Consider the following 23,033-nt stretch of genomic DNA (forward strand, 5'->3'; position numbering starts at 1 on the left):
AGAGAGGCGCGAACATGCGAACCACCCTCATCAGCGGAGCGGCGTCGGGAATCGGGGAGGCGATCGCGCGTGCGCTGAGCGCGGACGGAAACCACGTCGCCCTCGCCGACCGCGATCAGCGCGTGTTCGACCTGGCCGCCGAGCTCGGCGGCCACGGCACCGTCCTCGACGTGCGAGACACCAAGGCGGTGGACGACTGGGTGGCGGCCTTCCCGGCCGCCGATGCGCTGGTCACCTCGGCGGGAGTGTGCTCCGGCACGCGAATCGTCGACTCCTCCGACGAGGACTGGGGCACGATCCTCGACATCAACCTGATGGGCACGATGCGCTGCCTCCGCGCGTTCGGACGCCACCGGATCGCCGCGGGCGGCGGCGGCGCGGCGATCCTCGTCGCGTCGAACAACGCCTTCTGGCCGGCGCGCGGTCTCGGCCAGTACTGCGCGTCGAAGGCCGGCGTGCTGATGCTGGGCCGCGTCGCGGCGTCCGAGCTCGGAGAGCACGGCATCCGCGTCAACGTCGTCGCCCCCGGCGAGACCGACACCCCGATGACGCACGCCGTCCTGAACGATGGAACCACCACAGAAGAGATCATCCGTCGCACCCCGTTGGGCCGCCTCGGGCGTCCGGACGACATCGCCAGAGCCGTCCGCGCCCTTCTGTCCGACGACTGTGCATGGATCACCGGGCAGCTGATCTCCGCCGACGGCGGCATCAGCCTCCGGGGCGAGTCCGATGTGACCGACATTCCCCGGCCGGTCGACAGATGAGCGCCCCGATCGCGTGGGAGCGACTCGGCTCGGAGAGCTATGACCTCGCCGAGCACCCGATCTGGCTCGACGAAGACCGCGGGCTGCTTTGGGTGGACTGCCACGCGGGCGCCGTGCACTCCCAGCCCCCCGGAGAGGACGCGCTGCGGATCTGGGCGAGCCCGTGGGGCGCCGTGGGAGCGGTCGCGCTCGCCACGGACGGAACTCTGATCGCCACGACCGGCGGCCACATCGTCGAGGTCGACGTATCGCTCGGCAGCACCCGTATCCGTGCATCTGTCCCCCTGGGGCCCGCTGTGCGATTCAACGACGCCGCCGCGGACCCCAGCGGGCGGCTCGTTTTCGGCACCACCGGCGCACCGCATGCGGGTCGAGGTCACCTGTACAGCCTCGATGCGGGTTCGCAGCCGCGCGAGCTTCTGGCCGACCTCACCGAGTCGAACGGACTGGACTGGTCGCTGGACGGCTCGACCTTCTTTCATACCGACTCGGGCTCGCCGTACATCCACCGCTACCGGTATGACCGGGAAACCGGATCGCTCGCCGATCGATCGGTCTTCGCGACCCTCCCGGAGGACGGACTCTGCTTCGACGGAATCACCGTGGACGCAGAGGACCACGTGTGGGCATGCATCTGGGGCGGCGGCGCTGTGCATCGGTACTCTCCGTCCGGCGACCTCGTCAGCCGGGTGCGCACGCCGACGCGCAATCCCACCTGCGTCGCGATCGACCGCACCGCCCAGCCCCGGATGTACGTGACGACCGCCCGTATCGGCACCGCCCAGGATGATGCCTGGGGCGGTGCGATCCTCATCGCCGATGCTCCCGCCCCGGGGGCGCCGATCCGCGCGGTCGCCAGCACGACGGAACCCAAGGATTTCGGCTTGATCGCTCGCGTCGGCACCCCTCCAGCCGGATTAGCGCGAGACTGAGGCGGTGACCGCACCGACCCCATCTCCCAGCACGGAACGCGTCCTCAACGTTCTCGAGGCGCTCTACCGTGCCGAGCGCGCCCTCCCGCTGACAGAGCTGGCCGCAGCGTCCCAGGTGCCCCTCAGCACGTGCTCTGCGATCGCAGCGACCCTCGAGCAGCGCGGATACGCGCGGCGGCGAGTCGTCGGACGCAACCACTACTGGTCCGCCGGGCCCTCGTTGTCCTCTTCGCTGCGCAATCCCCACCCGATCGATCTCCCGGCCATCGCCCAGCCACTGCTCGATCGCGCAGCCGTCGCGCTGGGGTGCTCGGTGCACCTGGGCACGGTGCGCGACGGGATGCTGATCTACACCGCGAAAGCGGCCGCAGCGGGATTCGTGCAGTTCGACACCTTCGTCGGCAAGACCGTCCCCTTCAACCTCACCGCGCTCGGCAAGGCCTTCGCCTCCGCCCTGGAACCGGGCGCGCGCAGCGCGCTCCTCTCGCATGCCGTCGCCGGAACCGGCCCGCATGCAGCGAGTTCCCCGACACATCGCCTGGAGTCCGAGCTCACGCGCGCAGCCGAACGCGGCTACGCCATCGAGCTGGAGGAGGAGGTCGCCGGCGTCGGGTGCATCGCGGCGCCGCTGGTGATCGACGGAGAGGTCGTCGCGGCCGCCGGCGTCACAGTACTCGCAGTGAACATGCAGGGAGAGATACAGGATGAGCTCGCCGATGCGGTGCGGGGACTCGCCGCGTCGATCGTCGAGGCTGCCGAGACACCGCAGCCGCCCGGCGCTCGGCAGATCTCCTGAGCCCCTACAGCGTCACAGACGTGCCCCAGTTCCGCGAGGCGCCCGCGGCAGCGAACGCCCGGGGGATCCCTTCAGGATTGTCACGTCGCAGTTCCGCGGGCAGCAACCGGTCCGGCGCGCTCTGATAGGTGACCGGCCGGAGGAATCTGCTCACCGCCGCTGAGCCGACCGACGTGCTGGAATCCGCAGTCGTCGCCGGCCAGGGACCACCGTGCTGCATAGCCGGGGTCACCGCGACGCCCGTCGGCCAGCCGTTGAAGACCACCCGCCCGCAGGTCCGCGAGAGCACATCGACCAGGATCCGCACCGACTCGTCACGCTCCTCGTCCGGTGAGAGATGGATCGTGCCGGTGAGGTTGCCGGGGAACAAGCGTGCAGCGACAGCCGCCCAGACGGCCGGATCCGCGGACGTCACCACGATGGCCAGCGGACCGAAGGCCTCGTCCAGGAGAGTCGCGCGCTGAGCCTGCAGGTCATCCAAGGACACCCGGACGATGGTCGGCGTGACGACCGCGTGGTCACCGTCGGACGCCACGGATCCGGCGAAGACGACCTCGACACCCGGCGTGGCGAGGATCTCCGCTCTGCGCGCGAGATAGCTCCGCGACACCGCCGGAGTCAGCAGACGATGCGGGCCGACCTCGGACGCCGCGCGTCGGAGAGCACCATCCAGGGACAACGCCGCAGGAGCGAAGACGAACCCGGGCTTGGTGCACAGCTGCCCCGCCGATCCGGAGACGCTGGCGACGAGACCCCCCGCGATCTCCTCCCCGCGCTCCGCGAGCGCAGCGGGCGTGACGAACACCGGGTTGACGCTGCCCAGCTCGCCGAAGAACGGAATCGGTTCCGCCCGCAGTGCCGCCCGGTCCGCGAGGGAACGCCCCACAGCGGTCGAGCCGGTGAACGCGGCGGCGCGGATCGCCGGATGCTCCAGCAGCGCCACCCCCTGAGCCTGCGCATAGACCACCTGAACCAGATCACCGGGAAGGCCGGCGGCTACGGCGATCTCCTGAGCGAGCGCGCCGACCGCGGCCGACAGCTGCGGATGGCCGGAGTGTGCTTTGACGACGACCGCGCACCCCGCCGCCAGCGCGGAGGCTGTGTCGCCTCCAAGCACCGAGAACGCGAACGGGAAGTTGCTCGCAGAGAAGACCAGCACCGGGCCGACCGGCGTCGACATCCGGCGCAGATCCGGCCGGAAGCCCAGGACGAAATCCTCGTCCGCCTCGTCGATGCGCGCGTCGCGGAAGGCGCCAGAACGCACGACCGTCGCGAACATCTCGAGCTGTACCGCGGTGCGCTCGACCTCGCCACGGAGCCGCGCCTCCTGGAGCCCCGTCTCGCGTTCCGCCATCGACACCAGGGTGTCCGCCGACGCCCGCAGGCCCCGAGCGAGGGCTGCCAGCAATTCTGCGCGCCGCGCCGGACCGGCGGCCTCCCACACTATCGACGCCGCGGCTGCACGCTGGGCGACGAGGTCGATCTGCTCGGTGTCCGTCATGGGGTTCTCCTTTGCGTGGCCGGGTTGACGACGACCGTCCCACCCAATATATTCCACAATACCGTTTTCAACATCCGTATTTAGAAATGATGGGCCTGCCATGAAGTCAGACGACTACCTCGCGACCACGACCCTCCCGCCCGTGGCAGCGCTTCCTGCCAGCGAGATGCGGTTCGCCGACGGCGCTCACCTGCGCACGGAGATCGCCTCGGTGGAGAACCCCCGGATCTTCCGAGCAGCCCTCGAGGAGGCAGATCAGCGCGGCGTCGTCATCAACCGCGTCTCCCAGGGCAGCGGGGCCATGCTCTTGAGCGCCGCAGAGCTGCGCGAGATGTCACTCATCGGCGCAGATCGCGGCATCGAGGTGTCGATGTTCGTCGGGCCTCGCGAAGGATGGGACATCGGAGTGCAGTCCCGCGCCGGAGACGGCGGTGCGATCGCCGGACAACTGCGGGGCGTGCGACAGCTCCGCTATGGCATCGAGGATGTCCTCCGCTGCATCGATGCGGGAATCCGGGGCTTCCTCATCCCGGACACGGGTCTCCTCGAGCTGCTGGTGCAGATGCAGCAGGCCGGCCAGCTTCCCGCCGACATCGTGTGGAAGATCTCCGCGATCCTCGCGCCGTCGAACCCGGTCGCCCTGAACCAGCTCGCTCGTCTCGGCGCCTCCACGGTGAACCTTCCTTCAGACCTTCCCGTCGAGATCCTCGCCGAGTTCCGCCAGGCGACAACGCTTCCGCTCGACGTGTACGTCGAGTCCCCCGACTCGATGGGCGGCATCGTCCGCGGCTACGAGACCGCCGACCTCGTGACCGTCGGCGCTCCCCTCTACGCGAAGTTCGGTCTGCGCAATACCGCGGCGGTCTATCCCGTGGGAATGCAGAACGAGCAGGTCGCGACGCTCGCCGTGCGTGAGAAGGTGCGCCGGGCGGAGATCGCGTACGAGTGGATCGAGAGATCGGGCACCGACCTGATCACATCGGCCCCCGGCGCGGAAGGCCTGGGGATCCCGGTTCCGCAGGGTCGTTGACCGACAGCGCCGGCAAACGCGTGGTGCGGGGGCGGCGTTGCCCGGGGCGTTCCCCCGGCGCGCCTCCCCTCAGGTGTAGAGCGAGATGGGCTGGAACGCTCCGGTGAGGAAGTGCGCACCCACCTCGAGTTTCTTGTAGTCCACCGGGTCGTGCAGCGAGTGCGTGCGCACGTTGCGCCAGTGCAGATCCAGGCCGACAGGGGTCGCCGTCGAGCTGGACCCCGTCGCTTCGAAGACGCGGTTGGAGACGTCGACCGCGACATCGCTGGATACCACCTTCAGCTCCGCGATCGCGATGGCCAGGTCGCCGCGATCCTGCGCGGTCAGCGCCGCGCCGCGCGAGACCGCACGATCGAAGGCGCGGTCGACGCGATCGGCGAGCGCGTCGACCGCCGCCGTGCGCGCGACCAGCTCGCCATAGAGGCGCTGCACGAAGGGATCGTCGCGATAGCGGTCTGCGGTACTCAGGAACCAGGCGTTGGGCCGCGCGATGGTGAGCTCACGGGCCTGAGCCAGGGCGCCCTGCGCGACACCGAGGTAGAGGTTGCCGAACACCAGCTGGATCGCCGGCGTGACCAGGGAGGAGAACGGCTCGTCGGTGCCGAGTCCGAGCACCTGTTCCGGCGCGACCCGCACATCGTGATAGCGCACGGTGTTGCTCGCCGAGAGCCGTTGCCCGAGATTGTCCCAGTCGTCGACGAGCTCGACCCCTGGATGACCGTGCGGCAGCACCAGGAAGACGATCCGCCCGTCGTCGTCACCGCCATCGATCACGCCGTTGACGAGCAGCGCCTCACCGACGCCGGACCCGGTGGAGAACCGTTTGAAGCCGTTGAGCCGGTAGCCGTCTCCGTCCGGCGTGAGGGTGAGATGGGGATCGACCGGGTTGACCGAGTCCCCCCACAGCCAGCGCCCCTCGATTGTGGCGCGATACCACCGTTCGCGCTCCGCCGGCGGGGCGACGAAGGCGATGTTCGCCTCGTTGACGTAGTGGTAGCCCAGCAGCTGCGCGATCGACGCGTCGACGCGCGCCAGGATGCGCACGGCGCGGAAGGCCGATTCCCAGTGCGCACCCCCTCCGCCCAGCTCCGCCGGGTCCAGGAGCGTGGTCAGCCCGGCGTCCTGCAGCAGACGGACCTCGGCGACGGGCTGCTCGTTCCGCCGATCCCTCGCCAGCGCATCCGCGGCGAGCCGGCCGGCCACCTCGGTCGCGACACCGGTCCAGTGCGCCAGCTCCGCATCATCGGCGACACCCGTCCAGGGACTGCGGAGCAGGGGCTCCGTGGTGGAGGTCGACATGGTCAGCTCCTTGCTCTCACGGCGCCGAGGCGCCTGTTCTCTCGATCCGCTGCCGTTCCGCTTCCGGCCGTGCAGCGCGGTTCCGTTTCCGGCCGGACGACACGATGACGCTTGCGGCCGCATGGCACGCTGCCTCTCATGCCGACGCGCCCTCCAGCACCTCGGCGGCGCCGGTGCCCGCACGCCCGCCGGCGGCGCTGCGCGCCCCGGCGTACGACCCCCGATAGGCATGGGCCGGGTGCCAGGACGGCACCACCCGGCTTCCGCTGAGCCGCTCGCGCAGCGTCTCGCCCTCGTAGTCGTTCCACACCCGTCCACGCCGCCGCAGCTCCGGCACGACCAGGTCCACGAAGTCCGCGAACGTGCCAGGCGTGATGACGTAGGCGAGGTTGAAGCCATCGACGCCGCCCACGTCGATCCAGCGCTCCAGCTCGTCTGCGACCGTCGTCGGACTGCCCACGATGACCGGTCCGATGCCGCCGATGCCGACGTAGTGGGCGATATCGCGGGCTGTCCACGCGCGCGTCGGATCGGCCGTGGTGAAGATCGACAGCGCAGACCGGGCCGCATCGGTGTCGATATAGCGCAGCGGCTGGTCCGGCGGGAGCTCGGACAGGTCGATCCCCGACCAGCCGCCGTAGAGCGCCAATGCCCCCTCCTCGGAGACGTAGCCGCGGAACTCCTCGTGCTTGGCGTGAGCCGCCGCATCGGTCTCGGCGACGATCACCGTGGCCAGCGTGAGGATCTTCACCGCGTCGCGCGGCCGCCCGCGCCGCTCAGCGCGATCGCGGATGTCGTCTGTGATCGCGCGGGTGAGCTCGGGGGCGATGCCGTTGATGAAGATCGCCTCCCCATGACGGGCGGCGAAGTCCCGTCCGCGCGGCGACGCGCCGGCCTGGAAGATCACCGGGGTGCGCTGCGGGGACGGCTCGGAGAGGTGGATGCCCGGCACGCGGTAGAACGCCCCCCGGTGCTCGATCGGATGAACCAGATCCGGGTCGGCGAACACCCCGGCCTCCCGGTCACGACGCACAGCGCCGTCCTCCCAGGAGCCCTCCCACAGCTTGTAGACGACGTCGAGGAACTCGTCGGCGATCGTGTACCTCTCGTCGTGGGCGATCTGGGTGTTCAGCCCGAGGTTGCGCGCCGCGCTCTGCAGATAGGAGGTGACGACGTTCCACCCCACCCGGCCGCCGGTGAAGTGGTCCAGGGTCGACAGCGTGCGCGCAAGCGCATACGGCTGCTCATAGGTCGTCGAGACCGTGACGCCGAAGCCCAGCCGGTCGGTCACCGCGGCCATCGCCGAGACGGGGATGAGCGGGTCTCCGACGGGAACCTGCGCCGCATCGACGAGCGCGGGCGCCGCGGAGTCACGGTAGACGTCGTACAGGCCGACCACATCGGCGATGAACAGCGCATCGAAGGTGCCGCGTTCGAGCAGCCTGGCCAGATCCGTCCAGTACGAGAGGGTGTTGTACCGATCGGCGCGGTTGTCGGGGTGCCGCCACAGACCGGGCGCCTGGTGCGTCACGCAGTTCATGTCGAAGGCGTTGAGGATGATCCGCTGTGCCATGAGCACCTCCCTGATGCGGTCGGCGGTCTGCGCCGGGGACGACACCGAGGCCGGCGACGTTCGCGGCAATGTAGCAACCGGCGCACCCGGTCGCGCAGCACCGACGAGATACGGGGAAACACGCTCCGACACCGTTTCGCCGTGTTGCGCGCCGTGATCATGTGTTGCGCGCCGTGTTGAGCACGCCGGGGCCTCGCCCGGACGATGGCGCGGCGGACCGCACAGCACCGACGTCTTCCCGAAGACCTCCCCGTCCGCTCCCCTGACCCGTGAGAGGAACCCCATGTCTCGTCCGTCCCACCGCCTGCCGAGCGGCCTGGTCGCGCTCTCGGCGCTCACCGCCCTCGCGCTCGGTCTCACAGCGTGCGCGAGCGGCGCGCGTCCAGACGCAGCGGAAGATCAGGAGCTGACCGTCCTGTTCATCTCTTCGCACGAGGGAGCCGCCGCCCTTCTCGCCGAGCGCTACGCCGAGGAGACGGGTGTGACGATCACCCCCGTGATCGTCCCCTACGACGAGATCGGCAACACACTCGCCCTCGACCAGCAGTCCGGGGCGAACACCATCGACGTCGCAGCCCCGTGGTACGTCTCGATCGGCGACCTCGCCGCGTCCGGCGCGATCCAGGACCTCACCGACTGGATCGACGAGACCCCCGCGATCGATGCGGACGACTTCATCCCCTCGATCTACGACCCGTACACGCTCGTCGACGGCCGGCGATACGGCCTGCCCTTCGACGGCGACACGCACGTGCTCTTCTACAACACCGAGATCCTGGCGCGCAACGGCTTCACCACCCCGCCCGCCACCTGGGACGAATACGTCGAGCAGTCGCGGGTGATCACCGCGAACGAGAGCGCGGACGGCGTCTACGGCAACGTGATCTTCGGGCAGAAGTCGCCGCTCATCCTCGGCGCGAGCTTCGCCAACCGGCTCGCCGGGTTCGGCGGCGAGTTCGTCGACGCCGACGGCACGCCCGTGATCAACAGCCCCGCGGCCGTCGCGGCGGCCCAGTCGCTCGTCGACGCCCTGGCCTCCGCCTACCCGACTCCTGCGGAAACGGCCTTCGGCGAGGGGAACTCGGCGTGGTACGCCGGCAACACGGCGTTCATCGAGAACTGGACCGACCTGGGCGTCGGATCGCAGACGAACCCCGACTCCACCGTCGCAGACACGTGGGGGGTCACCGTCCTGCCGGTCGGCGGCGACAACACCACGCACCGCGCCTCCCTGGTCGCCGGGTTCACCTGGGTCATCGCCGAGAACACCGAGAAGACCGATCTCGCCCGCGACTTCATCCAGTGGGCCGCGTCCAGCGCGGTGAACGAGGCGCTGATCACCGCAGACCCGCAGACCGGCATCGACCCGAACCGCGTGTCGTCCCTGGAGAGCGAGACGTACGGCGCCCTCTACCCGGCGCTGCAGGAGGCCAATCGAGCGACCCTCAGCGGCACGCTCGCCTGGCCGACCGGTGAGAACGCCACCCAGGCGGCCGAGATCCTCACCGACGAGCTGGCCAAGCTCGTCGCCGGCGAGGTCACGGCGCAGCAGGCGCTCGACGTCGTGCAGGAGAAGTGGCTCACGATTCTTGACTGAGCTGTCGCGCGGTGCGCCCCGGCCTCCCCGCTGGTCCCGTTCCCGCGGGGAGGCCGGGGCGCACCGTCTCTTCGTCGCGCCGAGCGTGCTGGCGCTGCTCGTGCTCGGGGCCTATCCGCTCCTGTTCATCGTCGCGGCTGCGGTGACCGACTCGTCGCTCGGCAAGCCCTTTCGCCGCTGGACCGGGGCGGAGAACTTCGCGACGGTCCTCGGCGATGCCGATATCGTGGCCACGTTCTGGCGCACCGTGGTCTACGCGGTCGCTGTGTCGGCGGCGAGCCTCGTGCTCGGGGTCGTGGCGGCGCTCGCCCTGCAGTCGGCGGTGCGCACCGGCTCGATCGTGCGCACCCTGATACTGCTGCCGCTCATCACACCGCCGGTCATCGTCGGCACGCTGTGGAAGATGATCTACAACCCGGGCGGCGGGCTGCTCGCGACGGTGCTCGGAGCACTGGGGCTGGACCCGCGTGCCATCGCCCCGCTGTCCTCGACCACCTGGGCGCTGCCGGGGATCGGCGTGGCAGACGTCTGGGAGTGGACGCCATTGGTGGCCCTCCTGGTCTTCACCGCGCTGCTCGCCCAGGACCACGAGATCGTCGAGGCGGCCCGGCTGGACGGCGCACACGGCTGGGCGCTGTTCCGGCGGATCACGCTGCCGGCGATCGCGGGCGTGGTCGCCGCGGCGTTCTTCATCCGCCTGGTGCTCGCCTTCAAGGTCTTCGACCTCATCTACATGATGACCTCCGGCGGCCCCGGCCAGTCGACCACCCTGACGTCGTACGTGATCTACCAGGCCGCCCTGCGCGAGTTCGACGTCGGCAAGGCCGCCGCCGTCACCCTCGTGCTCGCGGGGATCGTCACGGTGGTCACGATCCCCGTCGCCCTGCTCACCCGGAGGCTGCAGAACAACCATGAGTGACACCGCCCGCCTCGCCCGCCGTCGCCCGGGACGCGCCAGCACCACGCCAGGCGGTCGCGGCATCCTGGCGACCACGGTGCTCGCCGTGCTCCTGGCGTTCTTCGTCCTCCCGCTGCTCTACCTGCTCTCGGTGTCGTTCATGGGCCGCGACGAGACCGGCCAGGGCCTGCTGGTCTCGACGAATCCGCAGTGGACGAACTGGTCGGAGGTCATCACCGGCTCCCGCGTGCTCCCCGGCATCGCCAACTCCCTCATCACGGCGCTCGGGGGCGCGGTGATGACCCTCGCCTTCGCCCTGCCCGGCGCCTGGGCGATGGTGCGCTACCGCACCGGCGGGGCGACGCTGGCCGCCACGATCATGAGCCCCTGGCTGCTCCCCCCGATCGTGGCGGTGGTCCCCCTGTTCACGCTGCTGCGGATCCTCGGCCTCAACAACACCCTCCTCGGACTGACCCTCGTCTATGCCTTCGTGAACGTTCCGGTGGCGATCTGGCTGCTGGAGGGATTCCTCCGCACGCTCCCCGTCGAGTTGGATGAGGCCGCCCGCCTGGACGGCGCCGGGTCGCTGCGCGTGCTGTTCTCGATCGTGACGCCGCTGATGGCCCCGGCGCTGGTCGCGATCGGGATCATCGTGGCGGTGCTCAACTACAACGAGTTCCTGCTGGCGACCTTCTTCACCCAGAGCCCGGACGCGCAGACCCTCCCGGTGGTGCTGTCGCTGTTCTACGGCGAGCGCACGCCGCACTACGGCAAGATCGCCGCGGCGTCCGTCATCGGGGTGATCCCGGTCTTCGCCGCGGCGGTCTTCCTCCAGCGCTGGCTCGTGGCCGGTCTCACCAGCGGCGGCGTGAAGTGAGCGGCAGCCGTCGACGGGTGGGGGCAGGGGGGTGGCTAGGCTCTGAGCATGGCAGCGCGGGAGCAGGAGTCGGCATCGGATGACCTGTCCCCCGCCGCAGCGCCCCGCCCCCAGCACCTCATCGTCAGCATCTTCGGCCGCTACGGGCGTGCGCACGGGGGTCTGCTCCAGATCGCGCACCTCATCGAGCTGATGGCGGCACTCGGCGTCGACGCGGGTTCGGTGCGCTCGTCGGTGTCGCGGCTCAAGCAGCGCGGGGTTCTGGTCAGCGACCGGAACGGCCCGGCTCCGGCGTACCGGCTGTCGCGGTCGCTGGACAGCGTGTTCGAGGCGGGGGACCATCGCATCTTCGAAGCGCAGCGCGCCACGCTCGAGGACCCCTGGCTCCTGGCCTCCTTCAGCGTGCCGGAGCGGGAGAGACCGCTGCGTCACCAGGTGCGAAAACTGCTGCTGAGGCATGGTTTCGGTCAGGTGAGCGGCGGCCTGTGGATCGCCACGGAGCTGGTGCTTCCCGAGGTGCGCGCCTCGCTCGGCCAGGCCGGACTCGACCGCTACGTCGATCTCTTCCTCGGCGCGCGCGTGTCCGACGAGCCGCTTCCCGAGGCGGTACGGCGCTGGTGGGACCTTCCCGCCCTGGAGTCCCTCTATCGGTCCTTCCTCGACGCCTACGCTCCTCTGCTCGACGACCGCCTCGGCGAGCGGGAGGCATTCGCCGGGTACCTCGGAGCGATGACGCAGTGGCGGCGGCTGGCCTACCTCGAGCCCGGCATCCCGCTCGCCGTGCTGCCCCCCGACTGGGCGGGCGCGGCGGCAGAGCGCCTCTTCGCCGAGCTGCACGGCACGCTCGGGACACCGGCAGAGCGGTTCGTCTCCCGCATCGTGGACTGACCGCCGCGGCCGGACGCCGTCGTGTCGTCAGATTTCCATGAAGTTGAATATAGCGCTTGTGTGACGATAGTCACATATGCAACACTCCTCGTGTCGGCAGCTGCTCACGCGCACCGGCGAACCTCAGAGACATGAGCGAAGGAGCTTCCATGACCGAGAACGCACTGCGCTGGGACAAGACCCCGCAGGTGACCCGCAGCGGCGAAGAGGACACCCAGACCACCTCCTCGGGCGGATGCATCCGGGTGTCGGGGGTCGGCCCGCAGCACACCGACGCGACGCGCATCTGGTTCGGACAGGTCTCCAACGAGCCCGGCTACCGTTCGCTGCCGCATCACCACGGCGAGGCGGAGACCGGCGGATATGTTCTGCGCGGCCACGGTCGCATCTACTTCGGCGAGGGCTACCGCGAGTTCATCGACATGTCTGCGGGCGACTGGGTCTTCGTGCCGCCGTTCATGCCCCACGTCGAGGCCAATATGTCCACGACCGAGGAGCTGGTCTGGCTGACCTCCCGCACCCCCGACAACATCGTCATCAACCTCGACGACGTCGACGACGCCACGCTCACCGGTTTCCGTCGCCGATGAGCACGCCGGCAGCCTTCCGCCGGGCGATCGCGCTCACCGAGATCGAGAGCGGACACGCCGGCCGGGCCTTCACCGCCCAGCCGCAGCCCGTGCCGTGGCCGAAGGCCTACGGCGGCGACACCGTCGCACAGAGCGTCGCTGCCGCCATCCGCACCGTCGATGACGACCGGCTGCTGCACTCGGTGCACAGCACGTTCCTCCGCGGCGTCGACGTGGCGGCGGAGGTGCGCTACGACGTCGAGATCGTCCGCGACGGGCGGGGGTTCTCCACCCGGCACGTGCGCGGGCACCAGCACGACAAGCTGGTCTTCCTGGCGACGGCGTCGTTCCATGTGCCGGAGGATTTCCCCGTGCACGGACCGGCGGCGCCGGACGTGCCGGCACCGGACGACCTCCCGTCGGCGGCACAGGCGCTCGCCGGCCTCGACGGCCCGGACATCGCGTACTGGTCGCACGGTCGCAGCTTCGACATGCGCCATGTGCCCGGTCCCGTCTACACGACGGTCGAAGGCGGCACTGCGCCGCAGCAGGCCGTGTGGGTGCGCGCGTTCGAGCCCCTCGATGACGACCCGATCACCCACCAGCTCGCCATCGCCTACGTCTGCGACTACACCATCCTCGAACCGGTCCTGCGGGTCCTCGGACTGCCCTGGCGCAGCCCGGGACTCGTGACGGCGAGCCTCGATCACGCGATGTGGTTCCATGCCCCGGCGCGCGCAGACGACTGGCTCCTCTACGCGCAGGAGAGCGCCGCCATCTCCGACGGCCGGGGCCTGGGCACCGGCCGCTTCTACACATCGGACGGTCGACTGATCGCCACCGTCGCGCAGGAGGGGATGATCCGCCCGGGTCGTCCGCTCTGACGCACGCCATCTCCGAAGGGAACCAGCAATGACGCTCTCGCCTTCCGCCCACATCGACTCCTTCACCCGGGACGCTCTCCCGCCGACCGAGCTGTGGCCGACCATCGAGTTCACCATCCCCGACGTTCAATACGGAACGACCCTCAACGCGGCAGAGGAGCTCCTCGACCGCACCATCGACCGTCATGGCCCTGATCGCCCGGCGATCCTCCTCGCCGACGGCGCGTCGTGGAGTTACGGCGAGCTGCAACGCCGGGTGAACCAGTTCGCCCAGGTCATCACCGAGGACTTCGGCCTGGTCCCCGGCAACCGCGTGATGCTGCGGATGCTCAACGGCCCCTGGACGGTGGCCTGCTGGCTCGGCGCGCTCAAAGCCGGCATGGTCGTGGTGACCACGATGGTCGCCTGGCGGGCGCAGGAGGTGCGCAACGTCGCCGAGCGCGTCTCCCCGCGCCTGGTGGTCGTCGACCATCGCGGCATCGCCGATGCCGCGGAGGGCCTCCGCGACCTGCCGGTCGTCCCCGAGGCCCTCGTCCTGGGCGGGGACGACGACACCCTCGTGGCCGCATGCGACGCCAAGAGCGGGGTGTTCGCGGCCGTGCAGACCGCAGCAGACGACGTCGCCCTGCTCGGGGCGACCAGCGGCACCACCGGCCTGCCCAAGGTCACGATGCACTTCCACCGCGACGTCCTCGCGATCGCAGACACATTCGCCCGGCACGTGCTGCATTTCTCGGCAGACGACGTGAGCGCCACCACCGCTCCCCTGGCCTTCACGTTCGGCCTCGGCGGGAACGTCATCTTCCCGCTGCGCTTCGGGGGCGCCATGGTACTCGTGGAGCGAGCCACCCCGGTCGAGCTCGTCAAGCTCATCGAGCCGCTCGGGATCACCGTGCTCTTCACCGCCGCCACGGGCTACCGCAGCATCCTCAAGGAGGGCCTCGGCCCCGAGCTGAGCAAGCTCCGTATCGGCGTCGCCGCCGGCGAGCACCTCACGACGTCGACGTTCGAGGCCGTCGAGGCGGCGAGCGGGCTGCGCCTGGTCAACGGGATCGGGTCGACCGAGATGCTGCACGTCTTCATCTCGGCCTCCGGTGACGACATCCGCCCCGGCACGACCGGGACGGCGGTTCCCGGCTATCGTGCCGCGGTGTTCGGCGACGATGGACGCCCGGCCGCTCCCGGCGTCCCCGGACGCCTCGGCGTGATCGGTCCCACCGGGTGCCGCTATCTCGACGACGAACGTCAGCGCGTCTACGTGCAGGACGGGTGGAACATCACCGGCGACACCTTCGTCGCCGACGAGGACGGCTACTTCACCTTCCAGGCACGCAACGACGCGATGATCGTCACCGCCGGCTACAACGTCGGCGCGCCGGAGGTCGAGGAGGCTGTTCTCTCCCACCACGACGTGCTCGAGTGCGCTGTCGTCGGCCGCCCCGACCCCGACCGGGGCGCGATCGTCAACGCGTTCGTCGTGCTGCGCGAAGGGGTCATCCCCTCAGATCAGCTGACCACGAGCATCCTCGAGCAGGTCAAGTCGCAGCTGGCCATCTACAAGTGCCCGCGACGCGTCGACTACGTCCCCGCCCTGCCGCGCAACCCCAGCGGCAAGGTGCAGCACTTCATCCTTCGCGAGCGCGCTGCCGCCGAGGCCGCCGCCCGCCCCACCACCCAAGGAGCCTGACATGCACGTTGCCGTCATCGGCGGAGGCCCCGGTGGTCTCTACTTCGCCGCCCTCATGAAGCAGCTCGACCCCGCCCACCAGATCACGGTCTGGGAGCGCAACGCCCCCGACGACACCTTCGGGTTCGGCGTGGTCTTCAGCGACGAGACCCTCGGCGGCATCGAGAACGCCGACCCCGTCGTCGCCGCCCGGATGAGCGAGCAGTTCGCCCGCTGGACCGACATCGACATCCTGTTCGGGGGCGAGACCCACACCGTGGGCGGGCAGGGCTTCGCCGCGATGGGACGCAAACAGCTGCTGCAGCTGCTGCAGCAGCGCTGCCAGGAGCTCGACGTGCAGATCCACTTCCGCACCGAGGCCCCAGACGCGGCAGAGCTCATGCGCGACTACGACCTCGTGCTCGCCGCCGACGGCCTGAACTCCCGCGTGCGCGGTCAGTTCGCCGACCGCTTCGTGCCAGACCTGGATGGTCGCGCGTCGAAGTACATGTGGTTGGGCACCGACCGGGTGTTCGAGGCGTTCACCTTCGCCGTGCTGCACACGCCGCACGGCATCATGCAGCTGCACGGTTACCCGTACTCGGACGAGGGCAGCACGTTCCTCATCGAGATGCACGAAGACGTCTGGCGGCGGGCGGGTTTCGACGCCACCGAGGAGGAGGTCTTCCCCCCGGGTGTCAGCGACGAGTTCGCGGTGGAGAAGATCCGCGACTACTTCGCCGACGTGCTCGACGGGCACAACATCCTCACCAACAACTCCAAGTGGCTGAACTTCACCACGGTGCGCAACGAACACTGGCACCACGAGAACCTGGTGATCCTGGGCGATGCTGCCCACACCGCGCATTTCTCGATCGGATCCGGCACGAAGCTCGCGATGGAGGACGCCCTGGCACTGGCCGCGTGCCTGCACGAGCACAGCTCGCTCGACGCGGCGCTCGACGCGTACGAGGTCGAGCGCCGGCCCGTGGTCGCCTCGACCCAGCGGGCGGCGCAGGCCTCCCTGGAGTGGTTCGAGCAGATCGGGCAGTACGCCCAGCAGGACCCCCTGCAGTTCGCGTTCAACCTGCTGACCCGGAGCCGCCGCATCACCCTGGAGAACCTCGCGCTGCGGGATCCCGAGTTCGCCGCAGCCGTGGTGCGTGGCGCACCGCTGGCCGCCCGCGAGGCCGACGAGCCGGCCATGTTCCGTCCGCACCGCATCGGCGGCCTCGAACTGAAGAACCGCATCGTGGTGTCGCCGATGGACATGTACTCCTCGGTCGAGGGCGTTCCCGGCGACTTCCATCTCGCCCACCTCGGCTCCAAGGCCACCGGGGGCGCCGGTCTGGTGATGACCGAGATGGTGTGCGTGTCGGCGGAGGGCCGGATCACCCCCGGCTGCGCGGGGCTCTACACCGATGAGCAGGCCGACGCCTGGGGCCGCATCGTGTCGTTCGTGCACGGGGCCTCCACGGCCAAGATCGGGGTGCAGATCGGCCACGCGGGCCGCAAGGGATCCACCCGGCTGATGTGGGACGGGATCGATGAACCGCTCGCAGAGGGCAACTGGGAGCTCGTCGCTCCCTCCGCCATCCCCTACGGGCCGGCCAGCCAGGTGCCGCACGAGATCGACCGCGACACCATGACCCGCGTCCGCGACGAGTTCGTCGCCGCCACGCGACGCGCCGCGGCCGCGGGCTTCGACCTCGCAGAGCTGCACGCCGCGCACGGCTACCTGATCTCGTCGTTCCTCTCGCCGATCTCCAACCAGCGCACCGACGCGTACGGCGGCTCGCTGGAGAACCGCCTCCGCTACCCGCTGGAGGTCTTCGACGCGATGCGCGAGGAGTGGCCGGCGGATCGTCCGCTCACCGTGCGACTGTCCGCGGAGGACTGGATCGCGGGCGGGAACACCCTCGATGACGCTGTCGAGATCGCCCGCGCGTTCATCGCGCACGGCGCGGATGCGATCGACGTGTCCTCCGGGCAGATCGCCAAGCACGAGCAGCCACGCTTCGGCCGCAGCTACCAGACGCCCTTCGCGGACGCGATCCGCAACAGGGTCGCCGCGGCGGCGGATGTCACGGTGATCGCGGTCGGCGCGGTCTCGAGCTACGACGACGTCAACTCGATCCTGCTCGCCGGGCGCGCCGATCTCGTCGCCCTCGGCCGCACGCACCTGTGGGATCCGCAGTGGACCCTGCATGCTGCCGCCGACCAGGGGTACCGCGGCCTCGGTGCCGCCTGGGTCGCCCCGTTCCGGGCCGGGTCGCGCAAGCCCCCGACGGCACGCACCGACGCCGTGCGTCCGCGCCTGTCCCTCATCCACGAAACCGGCGCCGCGGAACAGGGCTCTGCGCACCGCCGCTGGACGCCCGCCGGCGCCGCGCCCGACGCGCTCGTGCGCTGAACCGCCCACCTGAGACACCCCTGAACAGAGGAGAACCCCATGCGCCGCACCATCATCAACCCCGAGTCCCTCGTCAAGCCCAGCGGATTCGCCCACGGCGTCCGTGCCGGGGAGTTCGTGTACCTCGGCGGTCAGACCGCGATGGACGGCGAGGGCCGGATCATCGCCGGCGGGATCGTCGAGCAGTTCGTCCAGGCGTTCTCGAACGTCCTGACCACCCTCGAGGCGGCCGGCGGCAAGCCCAGCGACCTCGTCGACGTCACGATCTATCTCACCGACGTCGATGACTACCAGCGCAACGGGCGCGAGATCGGACGCCGCTGGCGCGACATGGCGGGAACGGAGTACCCGGCCATGGCGGGGATCGGCGTGACCCGTCTGTGGCAGCCGGAGGCGCTCATCGAGATCCAGGGCGTCGCCCACATCACGCCGGCCGAGGGCGAGGCCTGACCTCATGCTGCTCGCGACGGTGACCAGCGACGACGGGATCACCACTGCCGCCGCGGTCGGCGATGCCGACGGATGGGTGCTGCTCGACGACGTCGATGCCCAGGCCGTCATCGCGCGACCAGGGTGGCGCGCCGCGGCCGAGGCGACCCTCGACCGCTCCCCGCGCCGTGCGTTCTCGCCCGCGGCGTTCCGCACCCCGGCTCCGCGCCCGGCCAAGGTGATCTGCTGCGGGCTCAACTATCGCGAGCACATCGTCGAGACCGGCCGGGCCATCCCGGAGTACCCGACGCTGTTCGCCAAGTTCGCCGACACGCTCATCGGCGCACGGGACGACATCGCCGCGCACGACTCGGACCGCGTGGACTGGGAAGCCGAGCTCGCCGTCATCGTGGGCGCCGAGGTGCACCGCGCCGACCGCGACCAGGCACGGTCGGCCATTCTCGGGTACACCGTCGCGAACGACATCTCGATGCGCGACTGGCAGCAGCGCACGCTGCAGTGGTTCCAGGGCAAGGCCTTCGACGCCACGACACCGGTCGGCCCGCACATCGTCACCGCGGACGCGATCGAGCCGCGAGACGGCCTGCGCATCACGTGCGCGGTGAACGGTGACGTTGTGCAAGACGCGAACACCGCCGACCTGGTGTTCGATGCAGCGGATCTGGTGGCCTACGCATCCCGGTTCACCCGGCTGCGCCCCGGCGACATCCTGCTCACCGGCACTCCGGGCGGCGTGGCCCTGGGGATGGCGACGCCGCGGTGGCTGCGCGACGGAGACGTCGTCACCACGGCGATCGAGGGGATCGGCGAGCTGCGCAACACCATCCGGATCGAGGGGGACGAATGACCGCACACACGGTGACCTATGGGGACCACGCAGAACAGCTCTTCGTGCTGACCCCGCCAGACCCCGCTGCACCGGCCCGCGGCACGGTGGCGCTCCTGCACGGCGGCTACTGGCGCGCGGCGTTCACCCACACCCTGATGGAGCCGATGGCCGCCGACCTCGCGAGCCGGGGCTGGTACGTCGCCAACATCGAGTACCGCAGAGTGGGCGCGGGGGGCGGCTGGCCGGTTCCGCTGGACGACGCGGTGACCGCGTGCGGACGGATCGCCGCGATGGTGCGCGACGGCGACCTCCCCGGGCCCCTTGTCCTCGTGGGGCACTCGGTCGGCGGACAGCTCGCGCTGCTCGCCGCGCGCGAGCTCGGGCCGGGTGCCGTGGCCGGCGTGCTGGCGCTGGCGCCGGTGACCGACGTGCTCGAGACCCTGCACGCCGGGCTGGGCGACGACGCGGCCACGCCGCTGCTGGCCGACGTCGCCGGTTCCCGGGAGGAAGTCGCGCGTGATGCGTCGCCGGTGCACGCTGTGCCCATCGGTGTCCCGGTCGTCGTGATCCACGGCGTGGACGACGCGCGCGTCCCGCATGCGCACACCGAGGCCTTCGCCGCGGCGGCCAGCGCGGCGGGTGACCACGTGCGCGTGGTGAGCCAGACGAACCTCGACCACCGAGCGGCGATCGATCCGGCCGAGACGCACTGGCCCACCGCTGTCGCCGCCCTGCTCGAACTGGCGGGGAGCCCCGATCGGCTCTCGTGATCACCACGGGCGACCGTACCGAGACCGGGTGCGGCAGCCCGCCCTCGCCCGCGGACGACCCGCGTTCCTGCACCCACGTTCTACCGAAAGAGACAATGATGTCTGCCAAGACTGCAAATCCGCCGGGCACCGCCGCCTGGCCCGTGCCCCGATCCGTCACCGGAACCGTCCTGTTCTGCTGCTGGCTGGCGATCCTCGCCGACGGCTATGACATCGGCGTGATCGGCGCCGTCCTGCCGGCCCTCGCGGACGACCCTGCGTGGTCGCTCGACCCCGTCGCGCTGGGAGGGCTGGCCTCGTGGGCGCTCGTGGGCATGCTGATCGGCGCACTGTTCATCGGCACGCTGAGCGACCGCCTCGGCCGGAAACGCATGCTGCTGGTGTCGATGGGCCTGTTCACCGTGATGCAGCTCGGCGCAGCGCTCGCCCCGACACCGGAGGTCTTCGGCCTGTTCCGCTTCCTCGGGGGCCTCGGGATGGGGGGCGTGATCCCGGTGGCGGCTGCCCTGACGATCGAGTTCTCGGCGCCGAACCGGCGAGCCCGTAACTACGGCATCATGTACTCCGGCTACTCGCTCGGCATCGTGGTCTCGGCCCTCGTGGCGATGGGGCTCCTGCAGAACCTCGGCTGGCGCTGGGTGATCGCGATCGGTGCGTTCCCCGTGCTGCTGCTGCCGTTGATCGCGAAGCTGCTCCCCGAGTCGCTCGAATCGCTCGAGAACCGCGGTCAGCACGACCGTGCCAGCGCGCTGGCTCAGCGACTCGGGATCAACCCGTACGTGCCCGCCGACCCCAGCCACACCACGCCGGGCGAGCGGATCCCGTGGCAGCGCATCCTGCAGCAGCTCTTCTCGCGGCGGTACCTGATGTCGACCATCCTGCTGTGGATCGCCCTGTTCGGCGGTCTTCTGCTGGTGTATGGCCTGAACTCCTGGCTCCCGTCGATCATGCGGGCTTCGGGATACGACCTGGGCCCCGCTCTCGCGTTCCTGCTGGTCTTCAGCCTCGCGGCAGCGGGTGGCGGGCTCGTGCTCGGTATGCTCGCCGACCGGTTCGGCGCCAAGCCGATCCTGGTGATCTTCTACACGCTGGGCGCCGTCGCGTGCCTGCTGATGATGCTGTTCCCCGGGTCGATGGTGCTCAACCTCATCTTCGTCGGAATCTCGGGAATCGGGTCGATCTCGACATCGCTCGTGCTGACCGCCTACATCACCGATTACTACCCCGCATCCGTGCGGGCGACCGCCGCGGGGTGGGCGCTGAGCTTCGCACGCATCGGGGCGATCACCGGCCCCATCCTCGGCGGATGGCTGGCGGCGATGGCGGTCGGGGTGGAGTGGAACTTCATCGCCTTCGCCCTGGTGGCTGTCCTGGCGGCCGTCTCGATCGCGTTCGTCCCGAAGAAGCCCGTGCTCTGAGCCCCGCGCGGCGCCTCGATGCGGCGTCTGTCCACCGAGATCCGGACAGACGCCGCATCCTCCGTCCCGTACCGTTGTCGGAGGACTCCCCGCGTGGGCGTGCGGTCGGACGCCCGGCCAGCCGCGGCGAGACCACCCGACCACGAGGAGGTCGCCTCGATGACCGTGCCACGCCCCACGCCCGGCGACCGCGGTGACGGGTCGGCGAGCGCACCACTTCGCATCGTCGTCGTCGACGACGGACACGGCGCGGCAACCCGTCGGCTGCGCGCGGCGCTCCCGGAAGCCGCGATCAGGTCGGCGGAACACTCCGCCCCGGACGCGCTGGCCATCGCGTCGGCGAGCGCCCATCTCGTGCTCGGGGTCGGCGGCAGCCTCGCCGCGTCCGGGAACGCTCACCTCCTGGACGCGATCGCCGCAGGCCGCACAGATGTCGATCGATTCGTCGATCGCGCGCACGGCTTCGAGGAGCGCCGTGCCGCCCACCGGCTGCCGCCCGACATCAGCCCCGTCATCCAGCCGTGGTCGCCGACCTGGTCGGGCGCCGCGGCGCGCCTGGGTGCACGGGTCGCCGCCGTGTTCGCCGGCTGCGGAGCCGATGTCGACCACATCGGCTCGACCGCGGTTCCCGGCCTGGACGCCAAGGAGATCATCGACCTGCAGGTCTGCGTCGACCGGCTGACCGATGCCGATGCCACGGCCGGCCGCCTGGCGGATGCGGGGTTCGTCGATGTGCAGAAGATCGTCCCGGACGCGCCGGGGGTGCGCGCCGACCATCCCCGTGGCCCCTCGGCGTCAGCGGCGGGATGGGAGAAGCGCCTCTATGCCGGTGTCGATGCGACGCAGCGCGTCATCGTGCACGTGCGTCGGCGCGGCGCGGCGAACGGGCGCTATGCGCTCCTCTTCCGCGACTGGTTGCGCGCGAACCCCGACCGACGTGACGCGTACGCGCACGTGAAGCGAGCGCTGGCCGCGCGCCACGGCTCCGACCCCGACTTCAACGACTACGCGCGCGCCAAGGACTTCTGGTTCGCCCAGGCCTGGGACGCGATGCAAGCCTGGGCGCGTGCGACGCAGTGGGACATCCAGATCGGGCGCAGCGGGTCACCGGGAGGCGTCCGCCGGTAGCACTCGCATCCGCTGCGGATGCGGGTGCGCTCCGGACCGATCAGGCGTCGTGCATGAGGGCGGGCGGCGGGGGAAGCTCACCGCTGGTCAGGCGCGCCGCCTCTGCGGCGTCCACGCCGAGCATCACGAGCACGCGCTCGGCCACCGCATCCGAGAGGGCGTCACCGTCGCGGGCCGGATCGTCGGTGAGCAGCTGGAGCAGACCGAGCAGTGCCCCGCCGACGATCATCACCGCCACCTCCGGCTCCAGGGGAGCGAACCGCCCGCTTTCCGCCCCCATCCGCAGGTCGTCCATCGCCCGCATCCGCAGGCCCCGATCGCGCGTGAGGATCGTGGTGCCGGAGTGCAGCAGCACCCGGACCAGCTCCGGGTTGGCGCGCTGGAGCCGCCCGGTCATGCGGAAGCTCACTGCGAAGATCTCGGCCGGGTCGTCGAGGTCCGCCACGATCGCGTCGAGCATCTCGGTCCACGCGTCGAGCGTGGCGGTGAGCGCCGTGGAGAACAGCTCGTCCTTGGAGTCGAAGTGGTTGTAGAACGAACCGAACCCGACATCGGCGGCGTTCGTGAGCTCCTGGATGCTGACCGCGGTGTTCGCTGATGCCAGATATCGCTGGGCCGCGCCGATCAGGGCGTCGCGGGTCCGTTGCTTGCGTCGGTTCAGCCGGTCTGTCACACCTCTGACGTTACCGTCCGCCCCCGCAGACCCGAGCCGGCCGCGATGCGACCGGCAGCGGAGTTCCCCGTCGTG

At 70.3% G+C, this 23,033-nt stretch carries 21 protein-coding genes; 17 read left to right on the forward strand and 4 right to left on the reverse strand.

Annotated elements, in window-relative coordinates; genetic code table 11:
• Positions 1-14 precede the first annotated feature (14 nt).
• Genes AC3RXY_RS09050 through AC3RXY_RS09060 form a run of 3 tightly spaced genes read left to right on the forward strand, consistent with a single transcriptional unit; the run spans position 15 to position 2,495 of the window.
• The gene (locus tag AC3RXY_RS09050; RefSeq protein ID WP_491510580.1) at positions 15-767 is read left to right on the forward strand and encodes an SDR family NAD(P)-dependent oxidoreductase; all 753 of its coding nucleotides are present in this window, start codon (positions 15-17) and stop codon (positions 765-767) included.
• The gene (locus AC3RXY_RS09055) at positions 764-1,699 is read left to right on the forward strand and encodes an SMP-30/gluconolactonase/LRE family protein (RefSeq protein WP_491510581.1); all 936 of its coding nucleotides are present in this window, start codon (positions 764-766) and stop codon (positions 1,697-1,699) included. The genes AC3RXY_RS09050 and AC3RXY_RS09055 overlap by 4 nt, the downstream gene beginning before the upstream one ends.
• A 4-nt stretch (positions 1,700-1,703) precedes the next feature.
• Entirely contained in the window at positions 1,704-2,495 is a 792-nt protein-coding gene (locus AC3RXY_RS09060; protein ID WP_491510582.1) for an IclR family transcriptional regulator, read from the forward strand.
• Between the two features lie 4 nt (positions 2,496-2,499).
• On the opposite strand, the gene AC3RXY_RS09065 is transcribed toward AC3RXY_RS09060, so the two are convergent.
• Entirely contained in the window at positions 2,500-3,996 is a 1,497-nt protein-coding gene (locus AC3RXY_RS09065; RefSeq protein ID WP_491510583.1) for an aldehyde dehydrogenase (NADP(+)), read from the reverse strand.
• 100 nt (positions 3,997-4,096) lie between these two features.
• Here AC3RXY_RS09065 and AC3RXY_RS09070 point away from each other — a divergent pair, with 100 nt between their 5' ends.
• Positions 4,097-5,026, forward strand: coding sequence for a hypothetical protein (locus AC3RXY_RS09070; RefSeq protein WP_491510584.1), 930 nt, complete (start codon positions 4,097-4,099; stop codon positions 5,024-5,026).
• A gap of 69 nt (positions 5,027-5,095) precedes the next feature.
• Here AC3RXY_RS09070 and AC3RXY_RS09075 read toward each other — a convergent pair whose 3' ends face one another.
• Positions 5,096-6,325, reverse strand: coding sequence for an acyl-CoA dehydrogenase family protein (locus AC3RXY_RS09075; RefSeq protein WP_491510585.1), 1,230 nt, complete (start codon positions 6,323-6,325; stop codon positions 5,096-5,098).
• Positions 6,326-6,461: 136 nt separating this feature from the next.
• The gene (locus AC3RXY_RS09080) at positions 6,462-7,898 is read right to left on the reverse strand and encodes an LLM class flavin-dependent oxidoreductase (RefSeq protein WP_491510586.1); all 1,437 of its coding nucleotides are present in this window, start codon (positions 7,896-7,898) and stop codon (positions 6,462-6,464) included.
• 283 nt (positions 7,899-8,181) lie between these two features.
• On the opposite strand from AC3RXY_RS09080, the gene AC3RXY_RS09085 reads away from it, so the two are divergent.
• The 13 genes from AC3RXY_RS09085 to AC3RXY_RS09145 all read left to right on the forward strand — a co-directional run bounded on the left by AC3RXY_RS09085 (position 8,182) and on the right by AC3RXY_RS09145 (position 22,285).
• The gene (locus AC3RXY_RS09085; RefSeq protein WP_491510587.1) at positions 8,182-9,495 is read left to right on the forward strand and encodes an ABC transporter substrate-binding protein; all 1,314 of its coding nucleotides are present in this window, start codon (positions 8,182-8,184) and stop codon (positions 9,493-9,495) included.
• Entirely contained in the window at positions 9,488-10,414 is a 927-nt protein-coding gene (locus AC3RXY_RS09090; RefSeq protein WP_491510588.1) for a carbohydrate ABC transporter permease, read from the forward strand. The genes AC3RXY_RS09085 and AC3RXY_RS09090 overlap by 8 nt, the downstream gene beginning before the upstream one ends.
• Complete coding sequence (locus tag AC3RXY_RS09095; protein WP_491510589.1) at positions 10,407-11,270, forward strand: carbohydrate ABC transporter permease; 864 nt, start codon at positions 10,407-10,409, stop codon at positions 11,268-11,270. Before AC3RXY_RS09090 ends, AC3RXY_RS09095 begins: the two co-directional genes overlap by 8 nt.
• Positions 11,271-11,318: 48 nt before the next feature.
• Positions 11,319-12,158, forward strand: coding sequence for a PaaX family transcriptional regulator (locus AC3RXY_RS09100; RefSeq protein ID WP_491510590.1), 840 nt, complete (start codon positions 11,319-11,321; stop codon positions 12,156-12,158).
• A 149-nt stretch (positions 12,159-12,307) separates the two neighbouring features.
• On the forward strand, positions 12,308-12,748 hold the full coding sequence (locus AC3RXY_RS09105; RefSeq protein WP_491510591.1) for a cupin domain-containing protein: 441 nt from the start codon (positions 12,308-12,310) through the stop codon (positions 12,746-12,748).
• Complete coding sequence (locus AC3RXY_RS09110) at positions 12,745-13,611, forward strand: acyl-CoA thioesterase (RefSeq protein WP_491510592.1); 867 nt, start codon at positions 12,745-12,747, stop codon at positions 13,609-13,611. The genes AC3RXY_RS09105 and AC3RXY_RS09110 overlap by 4 nt, the downstream gene beginning before the upstream one ends.
• Positions 13,612-13,639: 28 nt before the next feature.
• Positions 13,640-15,298, forward strand: coding sequence for an AMP-binding protein (locus AC3RXY_RS09115; RefSeq protein ID WP_491510593.1), 1,659 nt, complete (start codon positions 13,640-13,642; stop codon positions 15,296-15,298).
• A 1-nt stretch (position 15,299) separates the two neighbouring features.
• Entirely contained in the window at positions 15,300-17,690 is a 2,391-nt protein-coding gene (locus AC3RXY_RS09120; RefSeq protein WP_491510594.1) for a bifunctional salicylyl-CoA 5-hydroxylase/oxidoreductase, read from the forward strand.
• Positions 17,691-17,729: 39 nt separating this feature from the next.
• Positions 17,730-18,140, forward strand: a complete 411-nt coding sequence (locus AC3RXY_RS09125; RefSeq protein WP_491510595.1) for a RidA family protein — start codon at positions 17,730-17,732, stop codon at positions 18,138-18,140.
• Between the two features lie 4 nt (positions 18,141-18,144).
• Entirely contained in the window at positions 18,145-18,987 is an 843-nt protein-coding gene (locus tag AC3RXY_RS09130) for a fumarylacetoacetate hydrolase family protein (protein WP_491510596.1), read from the forward strand.
• The gene (locus tag AC3RXY_RS09135) at positions 18,984-19,739 is read left to right on the forward strand and encodes an alpha/beta hydrolase (RefSeq protein WP_491510597.1); all 756 of its coding nucleotides are present in this window, start codon (positions 18,984-18,986) and stop codon (positions 19,737-19,739) included. The genes AC3RXY_RS09130 and AC3RXY_RS09135 overlap by 4 nt, the downstream gene beginning before the upstream one ends.
• 98 nt (positions 19,740-19,837) lie before the next feature.
• Positions 19,838-21,157, forward strand: a complete 1,320-nt coding sequence (locus AC3RXY_RS09140) for an MFS transporter (protein ID WP_491510598.1) — start codon at positions 19,838-19,840, stop codon at positions 21,155-21,157.
• A gap of 159 nt (positions 21,158-21,316) precedes the next feature.
• The gene (locus tag AC3RXY_RS09145) at positions 21,317-22,285 is read left to right on the forward strand and encodes a GrpB family protein (RefSeq protein ID WP_491510599.1); all 969 of its coding nucleotides are present in this window, start codon (positions 21,317-21,319) and stop codon (positions 22,283-22,285) included.
• 40 nt (positions 22,286-22,325) lie between these two features.
• Here the strand turns inward: AC3RXY_RS09145 and AC3RXY_RS09150 are convergent, their stop codons facing one another.
• A complete protein-coding gene (locus tag AC3RXY_RS09150; RefSeq protein WP_491510600.1) occupies positions 22,326-22,958 on the reverse strand; it encodes a TetR/AcrR family transcriptional regulator in 633 nt (210 codons plus the stop codon).
• Positions 22,959-23,033: the final 75 nt, after the last annotated feature.

The organism is Microbacterium longlingense (genome assembly GCF_058349825.2).